This is a genomic window from Cellulomonas sp. McL0617, assembly GCF_049994875.1.
Taxonomy (GTDB): domain Bacteria; phylum Actinomycetota; class Actinomycetes; order Actinomycetales; family Cellulomonadaceae; genus Cellulomonas.
On sequence record NZ_CP188256.1, the window covers coordinates 2,108,499 to 2,129,102 of the forward strand.

18 protein-coding genes are annotated in these 20,604 nt (G+C 70.2%); all 18 read right to left on the reverse strand.

Annotated elements, in window-relative coordinates; all coding sequences use genetic code 11:
* Window positions 1-37: 37 nt before the first annotated feature.
* The 18 genes from aroB to ruvX all read right to left on the reverse strand — a co-directional run bounded on the left by aroB (window position 38) and on the right by ruvX (window position 20,591).
* Window positions 38-1,168, reverse strand: a complete 1,131-nt coding sequence (gene aroB / locus ACPPVS_RS09575; protein ID WP_426592042.1) for a 3-dehydroquinate synthase — start codon at window positions 1,166-1,168, stop codon at window positions 38-40.
* A complete protein-coding gene (locus ACPPVS_RS09580; protein WP_426592043.1) occupies window positions 1,165-1,743 on the reverse strand; it encodes a shikimate kinase in 579 nt (192 codons plus the stop codon). The genes aroB and ACPPVS_RS09580 overlap by 4 nt, the downstream gene beginning before the upstream one ends.
* Complete coding sequence (locus tag ACPPVS_RS09585; RefSeq protein ID WP_426592044.1) at window positions 1,698-2,990, reverse strand: glycosyltransferase family 87 protein; 1,293 nt, start codon at window positions 2,988-2,990, stop codon at window positions 1,698-1,700. Before ACPPVS_RS09585 ends, ACPPVS_RS09580 begins: the two co-directional genes overlap by 46 nt.
* Before the next feature lie 74 nt (window positions 2,991-3,064).
* Window positions 3,065-4,255: a chorismate synthase gene (gene aroC / locus ACPPVS_RS09590; protein ID WP_426592045.1), complete on the reverse strand. Its 1,191-nt coding sequence runs from the start codon at window positions 4,253-4,255 to the stop codon at window positions 3,065-3,067.
* Window positions 4,256-4,333: 78 nt separating this feature from the next.
* Complete coding sequence (locus tag ACPPVS_RS09595; RefSeq protein WP_426592046.1) at window positions 4,334-5,137, reverse strand: hypothetical protein; 804 nt, start codon at window positions 5,135-5,137, stop codon at window positions 4,334-4,336.
* 1 nt (window position 5,138) lies between these two features.
* Window positions 5,139-5,837: a PilN domain-containing protein gene (locus ACPPVS_RS09600; protein WP_426592047.1), complete on the reverse strand. Its 699-nt coding sequence runs from the start codon at window positions 5,835-5,837 to the stop codon at window positions 5,139-5,141.
* Entirely contained in the window at window positions 5,834-6,898 is a 1,065-nt protein-coding gene (gene pilM / locus ACPPVS_RS09605; RefSeq protein WP_426592048.1) for a type IV pilus assembly protein PilM, read from the reverse strand. Before pilM ends, ACPPVS_RS09600 begins: the two co-directional genes overlap by 4 nt.
* A 102-nt stretch (window positions 6,899-7,000) precedes the next feature.
* Entirely contained in the window at window positions 7,001-7,786 is a 786-nt protein-coding gene (locus tag ACPPVS_RS09610) for a prepilin peptidase (protein ID WP_426592049.1), read from the reverse strand.
* 145 nt (window positions 7,787-7,931) lie between these two features.
* Window positions 7,932-9,809, reverse strand: coding sequence for a hypothetical protein (locus ACPPVS_RS09615; protein WP_426592050.1), 1,878 nt, complete (start codon window positions 9,807-9,809; stop codon window positions 7,932-7,934).
* Window positions 9,806-10,564, reverse strand: coding sequence for a prepilin-type N-terminal cleavage/methylation domain-containing protein (locus ACPPVS_RS09620; RefSeq protein ID WP_426592051.1), 759 nt, complete (start codon window positions 10,562-10,564; stop codon window positions 9,806-9,808). Before ACPPVS_RS09620 ends, ACPPVS_RS09615 begins: the two co-directional genes overlap by 4 nt.
* A complete protein-coding gene (locus ACPPVS_RS09625; RefSeq protein ID WP_426592052.1) occupies window positions 10,561-12,474 on the reverse strand; it encodes a PulJ/GspJ family protein in 1,914 nt (637 codons plus the stop codon). Before ACPPVS_RS09625 ends, ACPPVS_RS09620 begins: the two co-directional genes overlap by 4 nt.
* Before the next feature lie 120 nt (window positions 12,475-12,594).
* Window positions 12,595-13,050 carry a type II secretion system protein gene (locus tag ACPPVS_RS09630; protein WP_426592053.1) on the reverse strand — a complete coding sequence of 152 codons (456 nt, stop codon included), beginning with the start codon at window positions 13,048-13,050 and terminating at the stop codon, window positions 12,595-12,597.
* 153 nt (window positions 13,051-13,203) lie between these two features.
* A complete protein-coding gene (locus ACPPVS_RS09635) occupies window positions 13,204-14,436 on the reverse strand; it encodes a type II secretion system F family protein (protein WP_426592054.1) in 1,233 nt (410 codons plus the stop codon).
* Window positions 14,436-16,046, reverse strand: coding sequence for a type IV pilus twitching motility protein PilT (locus ACPPVS_RS09640; RefSeq protein ID WP_426592055.1), 1,611 nt, complete (start codon window positions 16,044-16,046; stop codon window positions 14,436-14,438). The genes ACPPVS_RS09635 and ACPPVS_RS09640 overlap by 1 nt, the downstream gene beginning before the upstream one ends.
* A gap of 132 nt (window positions 16,047-16,178) precedes the next feature.
* A complete protein-coding gene (locus tag ACPPVS_RS09645; protein ID WP_426592056.1) occupies window positions 16,179-17,852 on the reverse strand; it encodes a GspE/PulE family protein in 1,674 nt (557 codons plus the stop codon).
* Between the two features lie 150 nt (window positions 17,853-18,002).
* The gene (locus ACPPVS_RS09650; protein ID WP_426592057.1) at window positions 18,003-18,854 is read right to left on the reverse strand and encodes a shikimate dehydrogenase; all 852 of its coding nucleotides are present in this window, start codon (window positions 18,852-18,854) and stop codon (window positions 18,003-18,005) included.
* The gene (gene mltG, locus ACPPVS_RS09655) at window positions 18,851-19,996 is read right to left on the reverse strand and encodes an endolytic transglycosylase MltG (RefSeq protein WP_426592058.1); all 1,146 of its coding nucleotides are present in this window, start codon (window positions 19,994-19,996) and stop codon (window positions 18,851-18,853) included. Before mltG ends, ACPPVS_RS09650 begins: the two co-directional genes overlap by 4 nt.
* A gap of 55 nt (window positions 19,997-20,051) precedes the next feature.
* Window positions 20,052-20,591 carry a Holliday junction resolvase RuvX gene (ruvX, locus tag ACPPVS_RS09660; RefSeq protein WP_426592059.1) on the reverse strand — a complete coding sequence of 180 codons (540 nt, stop codon included), beginning with the start codon at window positions 20,589-20,591 and terminating at the stop codon, window positions 20,052-20,054.
* Window positions 20,592-20,604: the final 13 nt, after the last annotated feature.

The following is a 20,604-nucleotide window of genomic DNA, read 5'->3' on the forward strand; positions in this document are numbered from 1 at the left end:
ACCTCATTCGGCAGGTTCTGCCTCGAGGTTGAGGTCGTCAGAGGGAGACGGTGCTCTGCGGTGTCGCCCCTTCGCTCACCTCGGCGTACGCCGCGGCGAGCAGGGCCGGGTCCGGCCCCTCGAGCCGGACCGGGCGGCCGACGTCCTCGAGCACGACGAACCGTAGGAGGTCGCCACGGGTCTTCTTGTCGCGACGCATGGCCGCCTGCAGCTGGTTCCAGCGGTCGCCGCGGTACGAGACCGGCAGTCCGAGCGACGACAGCACGGACCGGTGCCTGGCGACGACCTCGTCGGGCAGGCGTCCCGCGAGACGCGCGAGCTCGGCGACGAAGACCATCCCGACGGAGACGGCCGCGCCGTGCCGCCACTGGAAGCGCTCGACCAGCTCGACGGCATGGCCGAAGGTGTGCCCGTAGTTCAGGACCTCCCGCAGGCCGGCCTCCCGCAGGTCCTCGCCGACCACCTGCGCCTTGACGGCGATCGCGCGCTCGACGAGCTCCAGCAGGACGTCCGAGGACGCCGCCGCCACGGGGTCCTGCAGCAGCGCCACGTTCGCCTCGACGAGCTCGAGGATGCGCGGGTCCGCGATGAACCCGCACTTGACCACCTCGGCGAGGCCCGAGACGAAGTCATTCCGCGGCAACGAGGCCAGCGCGGCCAGGTCGCAGAGGACCCCGACAGGGGGGTGGAACGCGCCGACGAGGTTCTTGCCCTCGGGCGTGTTGATGCCCGTCTTGCCACCCACCGCCGCGTCGACCATCGCGAGGAGCGTCGTCGGCACGTGCACCACCCGGATCCCGCGCAGCCAGGTCGCCGCGACGAAGCCGCCGAGGTCGGTGGTCGCTCCCCCGCCCACCGCGACCACGGCGTCCGTGCGCGTGAAGTCCGCCTGACCGAGCACCCCCCAGAGGAAGGCAGCCACCTGTGCGGTCTTCGCCTCCTCGGCGTTGGGCACCTCCGCCAGGAACGTCTCGTAGCCGTGCTCGAGAAGGTCGGCACGGACGGCGTCCGCCGTCGTCGCCAGGGCCGCAGGATGCACGACGAGAACCCGACGGACCTCGCCGCCGAGCAGCCCGGGGAGCTCACCGAGCAGGTGGTGACCGATCACGACGTCGTAGGGCCGGTCCCCGGCCACGGTGACGGTGCGCACCTCGCCGGTGGGGGTCATGCGCCGTGCCCGTCTGTCGCGGCAGCGCGCCGGGCCGCGGCCAGCTCGAGCTCGATGATCTCGGCGACCTCCGCCGGCCGACGATCGTCCGTCACCACGCTCAGCGTGGCCAGGCGCTCGTACACCGGCCGTCGGGCGTCCATCAGCGCCTGCCACTGCGATCGCGGGTTCCCCAGGAGGAGCGGGCGGGACTGGTTGAAGCCGACCCGCGGCGCCGCGTGCGCCAGCGACACGTCGAGGAAGACGACGACCCCTCCGTAGCCCACGTACTGGGTCAGCGCCTCGTCCGTCTGTGGGTCCAGCACCGCACCGCCGCCGAGGGCGAGCACCCCGTCGTGCTCGACGAGCGCACGCCCGACGGCCTCACGCTCGAGCGCGCGGAAGGCCGGCTCGCCGTCCTCCACGAAGATCTCGGCGATGGACTTGCCGGCGACGGTCTCGACGTCGGCATCGGTGTCGCGAGCCCCGAGCTGCCACCTCTCGGCCAGCGCAGCCGCGACCGTCGACTTGCCTGAACCGGGGGGACCGATCAGGACGACGCGGGGACCGGGGACGGTACGGAAGGAGTCGGGCACGGAGGAAGGTTAGTCGCGATGCGCTCCCCCGTGGCACCGCCGACCGGCTCGGCCGTCCGCCGCCGCGCCGCCATCCCGTCGAGCACCAGCAACGCCACCGGGGCGACCACGAGGACGACGTTGCCCGCCGGCCAGAAGAACCACGCCGGCGAGACGTAGGGCCCGAGCACGAGGAGCGGCATGGCGGCCGTCACCGGGAGCCGCAACCGGCGCAGCACGCGGTCGTCCGACGTCCAGAGCCACAGCAGGACGACCGCGACGAGCGGGCCGGAGTAGTAGCTCAGCCGGAGCGGATCGAGGAAGAGACGGGCGGAGATGGCGAGCGCCACGGCCACCAGCGGCGATCCGCGCCGCCGCAGGCTCACGGCGGCACCGACGGCGCCGGCGAGCGCGCCCTGGATCGCGCGCAGCGTCCAGTCGGAACCGTGCACCCACCCGCCGATCAGGCCCAGCATCGACCCGCGCGGGATCCCCCACGCCATGTCGAGCGTCTTCACCTGACCGCCGAGCGCGAACGGCAGGTAGACCGACAGGACGACCGCAGCGAGCGTCGCGGAGCCGACGACGACCCCGCGCAGCCGGCGCCCGGTCAGCAGGACGCCCGCACCGATGATCCCCCACTGCTTGATCCCCGTCGCCAGGCCGATGAGGACCCCCGCGACCGCGAACCTGCCGCGTCCGGCGCTCAGAGCGGCGTTCGCCAGGAGCAGCCCGAGCAGGATCTCCTCCGGATGACCGTTGCCGACACCCTCCGCGAGAAATCCGCCCAGAGCGAGCGTCAGCCCGACCGCCCACTGCGCCGGGAGCTGCGCGGTCCCGGTGATCCGCGCCGCACGGCCCGCGGTCCAGGTAGCCAACCAGGCGACGCCCGCGGCCTGTGTCGCCGACAGCATGAACACGACGGGAAGGCCCAGCGCCGCGAAGAGGCGGGCGGCCAGCCCGATGCCGGCCAGGTAGATCGGTCCGATCTGGAGCCCGGAGTCCGAGAACACGTCGAGGAAGCCCGGACCGATCATCGCGACCCCGGCATGACGGAACCAGTCCGCGTCCCCGTCGACGATCGCGGCGCCGAGGAAGCCCTCCATCAGCACGCTCAGCACCACCACGAACGGCACCGGCCGGCGCCAGGTCGCCCGGAGCAGCCGATCGATGCCGGGCCGCTCGGTGGCGAGCCGCGCGAGCTCGTGGTCGAGCCACCGGCGTGCGCCCCCAGGTTCTCGGGGCACGCTGACAGGGATCGAGCTCACGATGCGCGGGCCTCTCGTTCGGACGACGACACTCAAGGAGTCGGCATCCGGGGCGCCGCAGTTGAGCGAACGCCCTAGACGAGGAGCGTGGGGATGGCGGCGAGGTACGCCTCGAGGTTGCGGCGCACCTCCGCCAGCGAGTCGCCGCCGGTCTTCTCGAGCAGGGCGTCCGCGACCACGAGCGCGACCATGGCCTCGGCGACGACAGCCGCCGGCGGCACGGCGCACACGTCCGACCGCTGGTGTTGCGCCTTCGCGGCCTCACCGGTGGCGGTGTCGACGGTCGCCAGTGCACGCGGCACGGTCGAGATCGGCTTCATCGCCGCCCTGACCCGCAGGATCTCGCCGTTGGACATGCCTCCCTCGAGGCCGCCGGCCCGGTTCGAGCGGCGGACGATCCGGCCCGTCGCGTCGCGCTCCATCTCGTCGTGCGCCTGCGAGCCGCGACGCCGCGCCGTACGGAAGCCGTCCCCGACCTCGACGCCCTTGATCGCCTGGATCCCCATGAGCGCGGCCGCGAGGCGCGCGTCGAGGCGCCGGTCGCTGTGCACGTAGGAGCCGAGGCCCGACGGCACGCCGTACACCAGGACCTCCACCACGCCGCCGAGCGTGTCTCCGTCGCGGTGGCACTCGTCGATCTCGGCGACCATCGCAGCGGACGACGCCGCGTCGAAGCACCGGACCGGGTCAGCGTCCAGGGCCGCGACGTCGTCCGGCGTCGGCAGCGCCGCGGTCTCGGGGACCTCGATCTCGCCGATCCCGACGACGTGGGACACGAGCCGGATCCCCGCCGACTGCTCCAGCAGCCTGGCCGCGACGGTGCCGAGCGCGACGCGGGTGGCCGTCTCCCGGGCGCTGGCACGCTCCAGCACCGGACGCGCGTCGTCGAAGCCGTACTTGCGCATGCCGACCAGATCCGCGTGGCCGGGCCTGGGACGCGTGAGGGGCGCGTTGCGGGCGCGACCGAGCGCCTCCACGTCGTCGACGGGGTCCGCGGACATGACGTCGACCCACTTGGGCCACTCCGTGTTGCCGATCTCGATGGCGACCGGGCCGCCCTGCGTGATGCCGTGCCGAACGCCTGCGAGGAGCCGGACCTCGTCCTGCTCGAACTTCATCCGGGCGCCACGCCCATAACCCAGCCGACGACGAGCCAGCGCGGCCTGCACGTCCGACGTGCGGATCTCGATCCCGGCGGGCACGCCCTCGAGGATCCCGACCAGCGCGGGGCCGTGCGACTCACCGGACGTCAACCAACGAAGCATTCGGCGATCCTCCCATGACGCGGTCCACCCCCCGGGCCGCTGCCCGGGGGGTGGACCGTTCCGACGAGTCCGGTCGGCTCAGCCCGAGACCTTGACCATCGGGTTCTTCCCGGGCACAGCGCCCGGGAGAGGGGGCGTCGCGGCGTTCGGGTCGACCGGGGCGGGCACGGCCAGCGCATCGGGCAGCACGTAGGTGTACCCGGTGACGATCAGGTCCTGGTCGCCGTCGTTGATCGCCGGCTTCCCGCCGCTCGACGGAGCCGCCTGGAGCGCGGTGCCGGTGAAGCCCGTCACCAGGAACAGCCGGGCCGTCCCGTTCTGCAGGTCGTTCATGAACGCGAGCGTGTTGTCGTAGCTCCCCGTCGCGTCGATCGAGAACTGGATCGACGTGAAGCCTGTCGGGGCGCCGGTTGCCGGCGCAGCGGGCGCGGCCGGGGCCGCCGTCCCGTCGGTCGCGGCAGCCGTCCCGTTCGTCGCGGCGCTGCCGTCCGTGGCAGGTGCCGGTGCCGCCGTGACAGGCGCGGATGCCGGAATGACGACGGTCGGTGACGACGGGGTGATCGACGTGATCGTCACGCTGTGCGCGAGCGCGATCTGGTCGAGCTGCCGCAGGTAGTCGGAGAGCATCGCGTCCGTCGGGATCTGCTGCTGGATCACCGCGAGCTGCGCCTTGTAGTCGGGCAGCTTGGCGAACTCGGCCTTGAGCTGCGAGACCTGCATCGCGAGGACCTCGTTCTGCTGCCTCGTCTGCTCGGCCTCCGAGCGGGTCTCCGACGCGTTGGCGAGCTGCGGCGAGATCAGGACGAACCACGCGGCGGCCATGATGAGGACGGCCGCGAAGGCGGTTCCGCCGATCCAGGTGCTCTTCTTGGCGCCGGCCATCTCAGTTCTTCCCGTCGGTGCTGGTGAATCGCTTCGAGTACGCGGCGTCGGAGACCTGGACCGTCGCGGAGACCGTGAAGTAGGCGCCGCCCTCGCCGTCGCCGACGCTGACGCTGGACACCCAGGCGTCCTGGAAGCCGGGGATGGAGTTGAGGGCGTCGACCATCGCGGAGCTGTCCGGCACCGTCAGGGAACGGGCGGTGAACGTGACCTGCCCGACGCTCGCCTGCTGCAGCGGGTCGGTGGGCGGCGGCGCGAGCACCATGGGCGTCGCCCCGCTCATCCCCCACGAGTCGATGCTGACGCCGGCCGGGAGCACGGCGGTGATGGCGTCCAGGTAGGGCTTCCACTGGACCTCGGTGGACATGCCCAGGGCACGTGCGCTCGTGGCCGAGCTCAGCGCACCGAGCACCTGCGGCACCTCGGCGTACTTGGCCTGCTCGGCGTTCAGCCGCGACGTCTCGTTCTGCGCATCGCTCAGCTCGGACTTCGCCGTGGCCGACGAGATGAGAGACAGGCCGAGGGCGCCGGCACACACCACGACGGTCACGCCGAGGCTCACGAGGAGCCAGCGCTTCGTGCGCTGCAGCCCGCGGGCGGCGCGCACCTCAGGGGGCAGCAGGTTCACCTGCGGCAGGGAGCCGTTCAGGACCGAGGCGGCTGACGATCGCGACCTGGGGCGGTCGGTGACTGTGGTCATGCTGCAACTCCGTAGGCGAGTCCGACGGGGAGGGCGATGAACGACTCGAGGCCGTTGAGAGCGCCGCGCTGCGCGGTCTTGGCGGACCGGAGCCCGACCAGCGGGTCGCCGAGCGTGACGGCGAGCCGGCTCGCGCTCGACAGGTACTGCCCGAGCCCCGGCAGGTGCGACCCGCCACCCGTGAGCACGCACACGTCGATGCCGGCACCCGGGTTGTTGCTCGCGTAGTAGACGAAGGTGTTGCGTACGGACTCGACGAGTGCGCGGACCACGGTGCTGATGGCCTCCGCGGCCTCTGCCCGCTCGGGCGCCACCGAGAACCCGATGCCGACCTCGCGCTTGATCGCCTCGGCCTCCTGCGCGGAGACGCCAAGTGCGCTCGCCACGGCCGCGGTCACGTTCTGGCCGCCCGAGGGCAGGGAACGCACCAGGCGTGGCGAGCCGTGCGCGGAGATGACGACCGTCGTGATCGTCGCGCCGATGTCCACGAAGGCGGCGGTGGTCTGAGCCAGCTCGCCACGGGCGAGCGCCCGGTGCAGCGCGAACGCGTTCAGGTCCACCATCGTCGGCCGCAGACCGGCACCCTCGACGGCGATCACGTTCGCGTTGACCGTGTCGCGTTGGGCGGCGACGAGCATGCCGTTCACGGTGCGCCCTTGAGGGCCGTCGAACTCGGCGGTCGGGAAGTAGTCGAGAAGCGCATCGTCCGTCGACATCGGCAGCAGCTCACTGACCTGGTAGGGCAGCGACGCCTTCAGCTGCGCGAGCGGCATCCAGGGCAGATCGAGCTCGCGCACGATGACCCGCTGGTTGCCGACGCCGATCACGACGTCCTTCGACTCGAACTTGGCCTGCGCCCACAGCTGGCGCAGAGCGCTCGAGACCGTCTCCGGCTGGACGACCTCGCCGTCGCGCACCGCCCCGAGCGGCAGGGCGACCTGTCCGTAGCGGACGAGGATCGGCGGCTGCTTGCCGGCCGGCCCGCCGCCGCTGAACTCGAGCTCCGCCGCACGTACGCACGACGAACCGATGTCCAGCCCGATGACACGAGTGGTAGCCACGAGGGTCCTTCCGACGCGCTCAGATGAGGTTCTTTCGTGCTATCGGGACCGACACGTCCCGACTTGAGCACTCCGGGGCAACGGATGGCGCCCGGGCGGCGCTCACATGATGGAGAGGTACCAGGACCACACGGGCTCGCCGGCGACGATGCCCACGGCCGCGCCGAGGAGCATCCACGGGCCGAACGGGATGCCGGACTTCCGACCCGCTCGCCCGAGCACGACGAGGGCCAACGAGAAGATGCCGCCCAGCAGGAAGGCGCTGAACCACCCGATGGCCAAGGCACCCCAGCCGAACCAGCCCAGGTAGAGGCCGAGCACACCGGCGAGCTTCACGTCGCCGAAGCCCATCCCGCGGGGGTACACCAGGACGAGCAGGAAGTAGACGAGGAACATCGCGACGCCACCGATCAGCGCACGTCCGAGGGCGGTCCAGTCGGCCTCTCCTCCGGGGTTCCAGCTCGCCAGCGCCAAGAGGGCGAGGGCGACGCCGTAGGACGGGAGCACGATCGCGTCCGGAAGCCGATGGGTCTCGAGGTCGATGAGCGCCAGGGCGACCGAGATCGCCGCCAGGTACAGCAACGCCGGCAGGACCCAGCTCGGACCGGTGAACCACGCCGTGAGCGCGAACAGCACGCCCGTGCCGGCCTCGACGAGCGGGTACCGGGCCGAGATGGGGTTCCCGCAGTCACGGCACCGGCCGCGCAGGACGAGCCACGACACGACCGGGACGTTGTCGCGCGACCGGATCGCGTGCCCACACCTGGGGCAGGCGCTGGGCGGGTGCACCACGGACTCGCCGCGTGGCACCCGCCACACCACCACGTTGAGGAACGAGCCGATCACCAGGCCGACGACCCCGGCGAGGACCACCAGGATCCCCGTCACAGGGCTGCGGTCTCTGGCTCGAGCAGTCGGTCAGTCGTCATCGCGTCGTCCTTCTCCAGGTGTGCAGCAAGGTCCTAGAGGATGATCGGCGCGTCGGCGGCACTTCCTGAGTCGAACGCCCCTTCCGGCGCTCGTTCCGTTCGGATCAGGTGCGGTTCGCCTTCGGCGTGTTGACCTCACCGAAGTACCGCTGCGACCACTGGGCGTTCACCCAGCGTGGGAAGTACGGCGGCGCGGCGTACTTCAGTCGGCTGTCGTACACGTAGTTCTTCAGGTAGCCCGTCGCACCGGTGCCCGTCCCGACGATGCCACGCCAGCGCTGGGCGATCGATCCGTTGACCTGCAGCAGTCCCTGACCGGAGCCCTTGGCGTACTGCTGCACGTAGAACGAGTGCTGGAGCGTCTGGATCGACCCCATGATGTCGACACCGTTGACGACGACGGCACCGGTCGGGTCGGCGTACTGGACCGGCCAGCCGCTGACCTCGCCGACGTCGGTCGTGGTCGTCGCCCACTTGCAGCTGGTGCTCGGGCACCCGCTCGTCGGGCCGGCGACCTTCACCATCCAGGGGTGGTAGACCTCCACCGAGTTCGTGGCGACCATGCCGAGCATGTCCGGGCCGTTGAGGCCGCCCGCGAGCACCATGTCGCCGGTCGCGACGACGGACTGCTCGGCCGCCAGCGTCGTCCGGCCCTTCAGGACGCCCTGCACGTAGAGGTTGCCCTCCTGGCAGTACTTCGTGGTCTCGGTCGAGGTGAGGTCGTACGTGTAGGACTGGTTGTTGGCCGTCGGCTTGGCGGCGGCGACCGCGCCCGTGTAGGTGCCGAGCGGCAGCGTCGAGCCGGAGGGTCCACCGATCTGACCGGCGTCGCATCTCGTGTGCGCCAGGCCGGACGTGTCGCCGGACGCGTAGATGACCATGTTGTCGGGCACCGGGACGTTCGCACCCGCGGCATTGTTCAGATCGCTGACGAGCCCGCAGTTCGGTGCCGAGCCGCCGGGAGGCGCGATCGACGTGGGCGCGACGCCGCCGTTGTTGACGGACTTGCTCCACACCGTCATCGTCCCGTTGGAGTTGAAGACGATCCGGGTCGATCCGTGGTAGTGGCAGCCCGGATATCCCGCGAAGGCCGCCGACGTGTCGTCGAGGTACAGCGGCCCGTTGGTCGAGTACTGGGGCTTGACGCCGTTGAAGTTCGCCGTCGAGTAGCTGCCGCTGTTCTGCTTGCGCAGGCAGTACTTCCAGGTGCTCTGGGTCGACGTGACCGTGGCCGCGTTGCACTCCGGGTTGGCCGTCGTGAACCCGTTGGTGAACGTCGGGCCGCTCGCCAGGACCGAGTCGTTGGAGAAGACGGAGCCGTCGAGCGTGTCGCCGGCGACGAACGTGATCTCGACGCAGGACGCGTTGTTGCGGCCTTCCCACCAGTACTGCGCGTTGGCGTACCCGGTGCCGCCGCAGGCGGCGGAGGGCGCTGAGGGGTAGGCCTGGACGTTCGACGGGTCGGCGGACTCGAAGTCGGTGTAGTAGACGTAGTCGGTCGACCCACCCTTGCCCACGGCGGCCTCGACGGTCCGGTACCTACCGTTGATGCGGCCCGTCACCGTCAGCGTGACCGTGCCGTCTGTGCCTGCCTTCGAGGCGTCCAGCGAGTAGTGGAAGTACGCCGCCTTGGGGTCGGTGGTGCCCGCCTTCACCGGGAGCCAGCCCATCGGGGTCGCGTTGGTCCAGCCGCAAGTGTTGCCCGTGACGCCTGGCCCCTTGAGCGCGAGGTTCGTGCAGTCGATGGTCTTGTAGTACGTGTCGTCCCGGTTCAGGCGCGAGATGAAGTCGTCGACACCGGACTGCGCAGCGGTCATCGACCCGGAGAAGTCCTGGTCGTATCGCGCGAACTTCTGGCTCGACAGCGAGTAGGCGAGCGCCGTCAGGGCGAGCATCGCGAGGATGAGCATCGTGCCCACGACGAAGACCAGGGCGAAGCCTTCGTCCCCGTCCGGGGCGGGAGCGAACCTGGAGCGGATCACGAGCCGTCATCCTCCTGGCGCAAGATCGCCTGCGCGTTCGGCAGGGTCAGTCGCTGGATGTAGGTGGTGGGTCTGACGCGGGTGGTGTTCTGGGCCTGCACCGTGACCGTGAGCTCGATTGCGAGGACGTGAGACAGGTCGGTCGCCGAGAGTGAGGCGCCGGACGCCGGCAACAGGCGCGTGCCCGCGCCGTCGTAGTAGGCGAACATCGGCGTCCCCGTCGCCGTCTGGACCCCCCTCGCGAGCGTCTGGGTGTTCAGCCGCGCCTTGCACAGAGACGTCGCACCGGACGCCTCGGCGTCGCAGTACACGTAGCCCGACGACGTCGGTACGTTCGAGTCGGGCGTCTGCACCTTCTCGACCAGGGTCCCGACACCGGTCCCGGTCGCCGTGATCGCGTACGTCACGCGGCTGGGCCCGACGGTGTTCCCCGGGTTGTTGATGTTCGCGTAGAACTGCACGGAGTAGTCCTTGCCGACGACGAACGCGTCCTGCGTGCACAACGTGCACGTCGACGTCAGCTGACTGGGCATGACCGCCGTGCGCAGCTTCTTGGAGACCGTCTCCACGGTGGTGCGCGCGACGTCGATCTGGTCCTGCCGGCTCACGCTCTGTCCGTTGGTCCGGGCGAACCCGATCGTCAGGGAGGCCGTCGCTGCGATGACGATCCCGAAGATGATCATCGTCATGAGCATCTCGACCAGCGAGGTACCGCGGTCGCGGTCGCCCAGACGTCGACGGATCGTGGTGATCATGGTCCCTTCACCGCCGTGGGTGCGTCCGAGGACGTCTTGGTCAGCGTGCCGGACGACGGACCGACGGCGTACGTGCCGATCGAGGTGCAGGCGTTGCCGCCCGAGCTCTTGTTCCACACGTAGGCGTAGTACGTCGTGTTCGGGGCGGTGAGCGGGCGAGGTGCCTGGATGCTCAGCGTCGAGTTGCTGGTCGTCGTCGGTCCCTGCACGCCGAGCGTCGGGGTCGGCGTCGCCGTCGTGGTCGTGCAGGTGGTCGACGAGGTGCTCCAGACGACGTACCGGGAGCTGCTCAGCCCGCTCACCGCGAGCGTGGCGTACGTCGTCGGGAAGGCCTTCAACGTCGTGACCCCGTACGGGACGGTGAACGAGTTGATCGCGGTGGGGAAGAGCACGCACGTGCCGTTGGACGCGCCGTTCGTCTGCCAGACGTAGTAGTCGCCGGCCGGGATGGCCATCGGTGCGGTCCTGGCCGCGTCCACGTTGATCGCGGGCGGCGAGGCGATCGCCGGGCAGGTCGACGGGGTGGCGCCCAGTCCGGACGCCTTCTTCTCGACCATCCAGACGCTGCCGCCGCCCGGGACGCTCTGCAGCTGGAGCATCGTGCTCCCCCAGGTGGTGTCGTCGTTGTCGCCCGACCCGTAGGCGACGGCCTTCGGACCGGGTGAGCAGGCGAAGTTCGAGCCGATGGCGTAGAGGTCATAGGCGCCGGGCATGAGGTCGAACGACGCCTCGGTACCCGACGCGGCGAACCCGGAGGCGGCCGGGCACGTGGTCGCGGTGCCCGCGGGGACCGCCACCACCTTGGTGGTACCGGCGGGGAGGTTCACCACGCCGATGTGCGCCATCTCGAAGGGGATGTCGAGGGTCACCGAGCCGCCGGCGGTCAGCTTGCTGACCGAGTACCCGCCGGCCGGCGCGACGGCGCCGAAGAAACCGCCGTAGGTCGTGGGGTACATCCCGGACAGGACGGTGGTCACACCCGTGACGGTCCGGGTGGACTGGCCGCTCGCGCCCGAGTACTGCGAGGCGACGAGGCTGACCGAGGACCCGTTGACCTGGGCGTCGCTGAGCGCTCCCCCGTCGCTCCGCACCAGGTGCAGCGTGACCGAGCCTGCCTTGCCGACCGCGAAGCTGGCGCCGGAGTAGATCTTGCTCGGCAGCAGAGGCCCCGTGCTCTTGGACGGGTTCACGTTGCCGGAGATGTCCACGTACGAGCTGTTGTTGACCTTGACGACGTACGTCGTGCCCGCCGCCGCCGGGGTCACGCGGATGACCGCGCACCCTGTCGAGTCGGTGAACGCGCTGGTCACCGCGGTGCCGGTCGCCGTCACCTGGATCCCCGAGAGGGGTGCCGCGTCCTGGTCGACGACCTTCGCGGCGATGAACGAGTCCAGGGTCGAGACGCCGGTGTCCTTGTCGGGGGCGAACGAGGCGTTGTTGGTGACGGGCTTGACGGAGCCCATGTGGGCCCAGGTGACCGTCACGTTCACGCCGAGGCTGGGATAGGCGACGAGCGATCCGCCCTCGCACGCGGATGCTCCCGTGCCGGTGATGTTCCACGCGGAGCTGCGGCTCACCGTGTACCGGGTGCCGTCGACGACGAGGGGCTGCCCGGCGGTGCCGCCGACGAGGGGGTTCGGGTTGACGACCAGGCCGGCGTTGGCCAGGTCGACCGGGCCGGAGTCCGTCGCGCCGAACTGCTCGCGCACGAGGTCGATCTCACGGGCCGCGAGGTTCGCGGCGGCGATCCGGTCACGGTTCCGGACGCCCTGTGCCTGCGTGTTCATGATGATGCCGATGACCGCGATCGCCATCGAGCCGAGGATCACCATCGCGATGACGAGCTCGATCAGCGTCGTGCCCTGCTCCGAGGCGTCCTGCCCTGCATGCCGTAGTGCTCGGCGCATCATCGGCTCTCCGTTCGCGGTCGTGCGAGTCCATCTGGGGTCCAGCCGTACGACGGAGGGGCGGGGGCCTGTGCCTCCCGCCCCTCCGACGTACCTACCGCGACGAGGTCGCGGCTGCTCGCATCACGGGCAGGCAACGCCCTTGGTCAGACCGTTCGCGGCCGAGTACGAGACGACGCTCTTGGTGCCGCCGCTGTACGCGATCTGGACGCACCAGCCGGTCGAGTCCGCGGTGGTGTCGGTCGGGCTCGGCTCCTTGTACGTCACGACCGGCGTGATGTTGGACGCCTTGCCCACGTCGTTCGTGGCGACGAGGTAACGGGCACCCGCCGAGTCGAGCGCGACGCCGCCGGCACCCGCCAGCGGGGCGGTCGCGTCGACGTAGTACGTGGCGACCTCCTTGCCGAGGGTCGAGACGTCGGACGTCGCGGCCGTGTCCTGAGCCTTCTTGCGCTGGTTCAGGAAGACGGGGATCGCGATGGCCGCGAGGATCCCGATGATGATCATGACGACGAGGAGCTCGATAAGGGTGAATCCCTTGTCCTTCTCGTCCATGGACTTACGAATGCGAGCGATCACGGTCAGCTCCCCTAAGAATGAGTTGCGGATGTCGGTGTCACGTTCAGTCCGGCTGGTGCCGGTTCAGTCGAGCAATTTCTGTATCGGGCGGATGCGCCCTGACCTTGAGCCGAGGTTCCCTCTGCGCCCCAATTCACTCGGGCGGAGCAATGCTCAGCTGATCAGGTTGAAGATTCCGAAGATCGGCATGTACATGGCGATGACCATGGATCCGACGATCGCGCCGATGACGACGATCATGAGGGGCTCGATGAGGCTCGTGAGCTGCTCGGTGGTCGCCTCGACCTCGTCGTCGTAGAAGTCGGCGACCTTGCCCAGCATCGTGTCCAGCGCGCCGGTGTCCTCACCGACCGCCATCATCTGCACGACCATCGGAGGGAACACGGGGTGCTGGGAGAGGGGCCCAGCCAGAGACTCGCCTCGCCTGACGGACTCCTGGACGGCTCTGGCGGCCTTCTCGATCACGAGGTTGCCGCTGGTCTCGCCGACGATGTCCAGGGCCTGCAGCAAAGGGACGCCGGCGTGCAGCATGGTGCCGAAGTTGCGCGTGAACCGGGAGACCGCGATCTTTCGGAACAATTGCCCGAAAACGGGCACCTTGAGCTTCCAGGGATCGACGCGCTCGCGAATTCCGCGGTCGTTCTTGTGCTTTCCCCACCAGACGGAGAAGATCACGAGGGCGATGGTGAACGGGATGATCGTGATCTTCACGAACTGGGACAGCCACATGAGGATCTTCGTCGGCAGCGGCAGCTGCCCACCGAGGGACGCGAACATGCCCGCGAAGACGGGCACGATGAACAGCAGCATGCCGGTGGTGGCCAGGATCGCCACGACGAACACCACGACCGGGTAGGTCATCGCGGACTTGATCTTGCCGCGGAGCTTGACCTCGGCCTCGAAGTTGTTGGCCACGGAGATGAGCGTCTCGTCGAGGAAACCGCCGACCTCGCCGGCCTTGACCATGTTGATCATCAGCGGCGGGAAGACGTCGGCGTGCTTGTTCAGCGCGACCGAGAAGGCGGTGCCGACCTCGACGTCGTTGCGGACCTGCGCCACGACCTTGGCGAGCGCTTTCGACTCCGTCTGGTCCGCCAGGATCGACAGCGCGCGGAGAAGCGAGAGGCCCGAGTCGATCATCGTCGCCAGCTGGCGCGACATGATCGCCAAGTCCTTCAGCGAGATCTTGTTGCCGCCGAAGCCGGGGATGCTGAGCTCGGTGTTGAAGCCACCGGTGCTGACCTCGGAGATCGAGACGGCGGCCAGGCCCATCTCCCGCAGCCGGTTGGCCACGGCCGCCTGGTTGGGCGCCTCGACGCGACCCTTCGCGATCTTGCCCGACTTGTCCCGGACGGCGTACTCGTACGTCTTCGTCCCGCCGGCCATCAGAGCGTCTGGCTTCCGTGCGAGGACCCGCCCATGCTCGCCTGGTCACCCAGGCCGGCTGCGCCCTGCGACCCGCCGGAGAACCGGCCGGTCAGACGGTTGAAGTCCTCCACGTGGTGGCACTTCTCCAGTCCGGTCTCGTAGGTGATCTTCCCGGTCTTGACCAGCTCGCTGAGGTGCTGGTCCATCGTGTGCATGCCCTGCTTGGCACCGGCCTGCATCGCCGAGTAGATCTGGTGCGTCTTGCCCTCGCGGATCAGGTTGCGGATGGCCGGGGTGGCGGTGAGCACCTCGGTGGCCACCACACGACCGGGCGAGTCGGAGCGCTTGGCCAGCGTCTGGCAGACGACGCCTTGGAGCGCGCCGGCCAGCTGCGTGCGGACCTGCGCCTGCTGGTGCGCGGGGAACACGTCGATCACGCGGTCGACCGTCTGGGCGGCGTCCTGCGTGTGGAGCGTGGCGAACACCAGGTGACCGGTCTCGGCCGCCGTCAGGGCCACGGAGATCGTCTCCAGGTCGCGCATCTCGCCGACCAGGATGATGTCCGGGTCCTGCCGCAGGACGTGCTTGAGCGCGTTGGCGAACGAGTGCGTGTCCTGCCCGACCTCACGCTGGTTGACCACGCACTTCTTGTGCCGGTGCAGGAACTCGATGGGGTCCTCGACCGTCATGATGTGGTCCTGGCGGGTGCGGTTGGCCAGGTCGACGATCGACGCGAGCGTGGTCGACTTGCCGGAACCGGTGGGCCCGGTCACCAGGACGAGACCACGGGGCAGCCCGGCGAAGGTGCCGACGACGGCCGGCACCCCGAGCTGCTCGAGCGGCTTGATCTCGTAGGGGATGACACGGAAGGCCGCACCGATCGACTCGCGCTGCTGGTAGATGTTCACCCGGAACCGCGCCAGGCCGCGGACGGCGTAGGACAGGTCCAGCTCGAGGTTGGCCTCGAACTTCTCGCGCTGCTTCTGGGTGAGGAAGGCATAGAGCGAGCGACGCAGGCCCTCGGGCATGACCTGGCCGAAGCCGTCCAGCGGGTGCAGGGACCCCGAGATGCGGACCATCGGCGTCGTGCCGGTGGTGAGGTGGACGTCCGAGGCGCCGACCCGGACCATCTCCGTCAGGATCGCGTCGATGGGCAGGTCGCCCTCCTGCGAGTCCTCTCCCATCCCGCGGCGCGGCACACGGTCGCGTCCCGCCGCGCGCTGAGTGGGCGGTGCGGGGGGCGCCGGGGGCGACGGCACGGCGGCCACCGGTGCCGGGCGGGGTTCGCTCGGCTGCTGCGGGGCCGGCAGGAAGGTGGTCGGAGCGGTCGGCGAGGCCTGGTACGGAGCCTGCGGCGCGGCATGGACAGGAGCCTGCGGTGCCGGAGGTGCCGCCTGGTACGGAGCCGGGGGCCCACCAGCGTACGGAGCCTGCGCCGGCGGCTGGTACGACGGCGGCGAGGCGACCGGTGGCGGCGGCCCGGTGGGCACGACGCTCTGCGACGGGATGGGCGAGTAGCTGGTCTGCAGGACCGGTGCGTCGGCACCGAGCGGCTGAGGGCCGGCCTGCCGGTAGGGCGGCAGCTGCCGCTGGGGCTCCCCGAGAGGGGCCTGATAGGACTCGCTCACGTCATTCCTCCACGTGTTCGGCTGGTGCGGGACGACACGGACATGAGTCCACCGGCACGTCGTTCTGGAGCGTTCATCGGTCCGACGGGTGCCTGACTTGAGACATAGCCGCACCTCGGTGGGTGCACGGGCCTACGCGACGACGCGCAGGATCTCCTCGATCGACGTGTCACCCAGGGCGACCTTCTGCCAGCCGTCGTCGCGCAGCGGGATCATGCCCTGCGCGCGCGCGGTCGCGGCGATGTCCGTCGAGGAGGAGTGCGCGACCGCGTGACGTTCGATGTCCTCGGTCACGCGCATGACCTCGTGCAGCGCGAGCCGGCCGCGGTAGCCGGTCTTCGAGCACGTCACGCAGCCCACCGGTCGCATGAGCTCCGGCAGCGGCTCGCCGTCGACCCACGGGAACCGTGCAGCGAGCATCTCCTGCGGGGTCGGCTGGTACGGCTCCTTGCACTTGGTGCACAGCCGGCGGGCCAGGCGCTGGGCGACGATGCAGTCGAGCGCCGAGCCCACGAGGAACGGCTCGATGCCCATCTCGGTCAGGCGCGTGACTGCGGAGGGCGCGTCGTTGGTGTGCAGCGTCGACAGGACGAGGTGACCGGTGAGCGCGGCCTCGATCGCGATCTGGGCGGTCTCGTGGTCACGGATCTCACCCAGGAGGACCACGTCCGGGTCGGACCGCAGGATCGACCGGAGCGCACCGGCGAAGGTCAGTCCGGCCTTGACGTTCACCTGGACCTGGTTGATGCCGTCGAGCCGGTACTCGACCGGGTCCTCGACCGTGATGACGTTGATCTCGGGCTTGGAGACGGCGTTGAGCGTCGCATACAGCGTGGTCGACTTCCCCGAACCCGTCGGGCCGGTGACCAGGATCATCCCGTAGGGCTTGGTGTACGCCTCGCTGTAGACCTCGTAGTTGGACTCGAGGAAGGACAGGTCGCGCAGGTCCAGGCTCGCGGTGGAGTTGTCGAGGATGCGCATGACGATCTTCTCGCCCCACACCGTCGGCAGGGTGGCCACGCGCAGGTCGATCTTGCGGCCGTTGTGGACCACCGACATGCGGCCGTCCTGCGGCTTGCGGCGCTCGGCGATGTCGATGTCGCTCATGATCTTCACGCGGCTGATGACGCCGCTCTGGATCTGCTTGGGGGCGCGCTGGGTCTCGTGCAGCACGCCGTCGATGCGGTACCGGACCCGCAGGTCGTGCTCGGACGGTTCGATGTGGATGTCGGACGCGCGGTCGGTGATCGCCTGGGTCACCAGAAGGTTGACGAACCGCACGATCGGCGCGTCGTCGTCGGAGATCTCCCCCATCTTCGACAGGTCGGCCTCGGGCTCGACGTCGATGTCCTCGAACGCCTGCGACAGGCCTTCCATCTCGTCGTCGGCGCGGCAGAACCGGTCGATCGCACGCATGAGGTTGTCGTGGGTCGCGACGACCGAGATGACCGGCATGCCCGCCATCGAACGCACGTCGTCGACGGCCATGACGTTGCCGGGGTCGGCCGTGGCAAGCACGATCGAGCCGCCCTCCAGGGCGACGGGCAGGACGGTGTAGCGGCGGCAGAGCGCGGCGGGCACGAGGCTCAGGGCCGTGCGGTCGACCGGGTAGTCGTCCAGGTCGATGAACTGCATGCCGACCTGCGCGGCCAGGGCCTTCACCAGCTGGCCCTCGGTGAGCACACCGAGCTCGACCAAGGTCCGACCCAAGGACGACCCGCGGGCCATCGTCTCGTCGAGCGCCGCGAGCAGCTGGCCCTCGGTCACGAGCCCTTCGTCGAGCAGGATCTCCCCGAGCTGCTTCACGCGCGTACCTCCGATCGAGCCGCGGCCGGGGTGGCAGCGCGGGTCTACCCACCCATCGGCATCCACCCGTAGCCGGGTGAGCAACGCGAAGGGCGAGTTTCGGTGGGCGTGCCCACCGGACCGGCGTCGGGCCGCCTCAGCCACGACGAGTCAGGAGCCGGCGCCCAGGCCGTCCTCGAGCGCGGCGGACATCGGGGCGAGCGGTCCGGCGTGCCCGGTCATCAACCGGACCTGCTCCGCGGCCTGGTGCAGCAGCATCCGCTCGCCCGCCACACTCACTCCCCCGGCGGCGACCCATGCGACGGACAGCGCCGTCGGCCGGGGGTCGTAGGCGACGTCCAGCAGCACGCCCGAGACCGGCCCGGCGAGCTCGGCCGCCAGCGGGTCGGCGGCGCGCGGGGGCAGCGTCGACACGACGACGTCCGCCCGTCCGACCTCGGCGGCGGCCGCGTCGAGCGACCGGAAGACGGGCGTGACGCCCATCCGGTGCGCGGCGCGCATCAGAGCGCCGGCCCGCGACAGGGCGCGGACGTAGACCACCGGCGAGGCGCACCCCAGCTGGGCCAGGGCCGCGAGCGTCGACGACGCGGTCGCGCCGGCGCCGAGGACCGCCGCCGTGACCACCGGACGCCCGTGCAGCCCCTCGCCCAGCGCCGCGACCAGCCCGTGCACGTCGGTGTTGGCGCCGACGAGCACGCGCGACCCCCCGGCGCCCTGGAGCAGCACGGTGTTCACGGCGCCGACCACTTGCGCCAGCGGCTCGACGTGGTCGAGCAGCGGGATCACGGTCTGCTTCAGGGGCATGGTCAGGCTGAGCCCGGCCCAGGTCTCGTCGAGACCAGCGACGAAACCCGGCAGCCCGTCCTCGGTCACGTCGACCGCGTCGTAGCTCCACGCGTCGAGCCCGAGCGCCGCGTAGGCAGCGCGGTGCAGCGCGGGCGACAGCGAGTGCGCGACCGGGTGACCCAGGACTGCCGCTCGCCGCGGAGCGGCCGCCGTCACTTCCCGTTCGCCGCGTTCCAGTCGCGCAGCTTCTGGATGTTCGCGTCCTGCTCGTCCTGCGTGTCGGCGAACAGCGTCTCGCCCGTGACCGGGTTGACCGTCACCCAGAACAGCCAGGTCCCGTCGGCGGGGTTCATGACGGCGTCGATGGACGCCGTACCCGGGGACGCGATCGGGCCGGGCGGGAGCCCGACGCGCACGTACGTGCTGTACGGGTTGCTGGCGTCGTGGTTCTCGGCGGCCGTAGGCGCTCGGGTCACACCGAGCCCGTACGCCGTCGTCGAGTCGATGCCGAGCGGCATCTGCCGGGCGAGCCGGTTCTCGATGCCACGCGCGACCTTGGGCCGGTCCTCGGGAAGCTTGGCCTCGCGCTCCACGATCGACGCCTTGATGAGCACGGTCTCCCACTGGTCCTGCGGCACGCCCTCGGCCTGGAGCTGCTTGATCGTCTGAGCGGTCATCTGGCTGAGCACGCTCGCGGCGCTCGAACCGGGCTCGACGTCGTACGTCGCCGGGAACAGCCAGCCCTCGACGTTCCCGCCGGCCTCGGCCGGCAGGCCGATCGAGGCGGGATCGGCGATCGCTGCCTGCAGGTCGGCGACGGGGATCAACGTCTTCTCGTTGATCTTGGCCACCGTCTGGTCCTTGTTCAGGCCCTCGGCGATGGTGACCTTGAACGAGACCCGGCTGGCGGGCTCCAGGAGCGCGGTCACGGCGTCCGACGACTTCATCTCGAGCAGCATGTTGTACGTGCCGGGCTGGATCTTGCTGCTCCCCGGGTTGTCGGCGAACGCCTGGTTGAACGCCTTGGTGCTCGCCACGACGCCTGCGTCGACGAGGCTTGCGGCCATCTGGGAGCCGGTCGCCCCGGGCTTGATCACGACGGTGGCGCTGCCGTGACCCGGACCGGGGTAGTCGTCGACGTTGCCCGCGGTGGCCGAACCGCCGTTGAAGAATCCACCCATCAGCTCGACGACGACGTATCCGGCGCCGAGCACCATCACGAGGGCGACCACGAGGACGCCGACCGATCGGCGGCGACGGCGCTTGCGCTCGCGCTGCTCCTTGGCCCGGTCGCGGGACCGGGACGAACGACGAGGATCGGGAGCACCGGGCTCGCCTCCGAACAGGTCGGACGTCACCTCGTCACCTCGCTCAACCGGGGCCCACCATTCGGTCTGATTGCTCACGTGCGCGTCACTCCACCGTCGTCTGTGCGTCGCCCGCAGCCCCCCCGCGCGCCGCCGGAGGGTGCTCGGGCGGATCGACGACGACCCGCTCTCCGGGACGTCGCCCCGTCGCACTCTCCGCGTCCAACGCGGACTGCAAGATCACCACCGCTGCCGCCTGGTCGACGACCGTGCGGTGGCTGCGTCCGGATCGGCCGGACGCATGAAGCGCCTGATGGGCGGACACCGTGCTCATCCGCTCGTCGACCATCCGCACCGTCACCGGCGAGATGGCTTGCGCCAGTTGGACAGCGTACGCGCGAGCGGCCTGAGATGCGGAACCTTCCGACCCGGACAAGTGTCTGGGTAGCCCGACGTACACAACACCCACACGTCGTTCGCCCACCTCTGCCACCAGTGACGCGATGTCCGAGGGGAGCCGACCCTTGCCGCTGGAGTCCCGGGCGAGCGTGGCGACGGGCGTCGCGAGGAGCCCGTCCGGGTCGCTGGCGGCCAGTCCGACGCGGACCGAGCCGACGTCGACGGCGAGCCGGACGCCCCGCACCACGGGATCGGGTGTG

Excerpts from the sequence above, each read along its gene's own strand:
- ACPPVS_RS09635 (WP_426592054.1), bottom strand. The coding sequence starts at position 14,436 with ATGGCCGGCGGGACGAAGACGTACGAGTACGCCGTCCGGGACAAGTCG.
- ACPPVS_RS09625 (WP_426592052.1), bottom strand. The coding sequence starts at position 12,474 with ATGATGCGCCGAGCACTACGGCATGCAGGGCAGGACGCCTCGGAGCAG.
- ACPPVS_RS09620 (WP_426592051.1), bottom strand. The coding sequence starts at position 10,564 with ATGATCACCACGATCCGTCGACGTCTGGGCGACCGCGACCGCGGTACC.
- aroB (WP_426592042.1), bottom strand. The coding sequence starts at position 1,168 with ATGACCCCCACCGGCGAGGTGCGCACCGTCACCGTGGCCGGGGACCGG.
- ACPPVS_RS09600 (WP_426592047.1), bottom strand. The coding sequence starts at position 5,837 with ATGACCACAGTCACCGACCGCCCCAGGTCGCGATCGTCAGCCGCCTCG.
- ACPPVS_RS09595 (WP_426592046.1), bottom strand. The coding sequence starts at position 5,137 with ATGGCCGGCGCCAAGAAGAGCACCTGGATCGGCGGAACCGCCTTCGCG.
- aroC (WP_426592045.1), bottom strand. The coding sequence starts at position 4,255 with ATGCTTCGTTGGTTGACGTCCGGTGAGTCGCACGGCCCCGCGCTGGTC.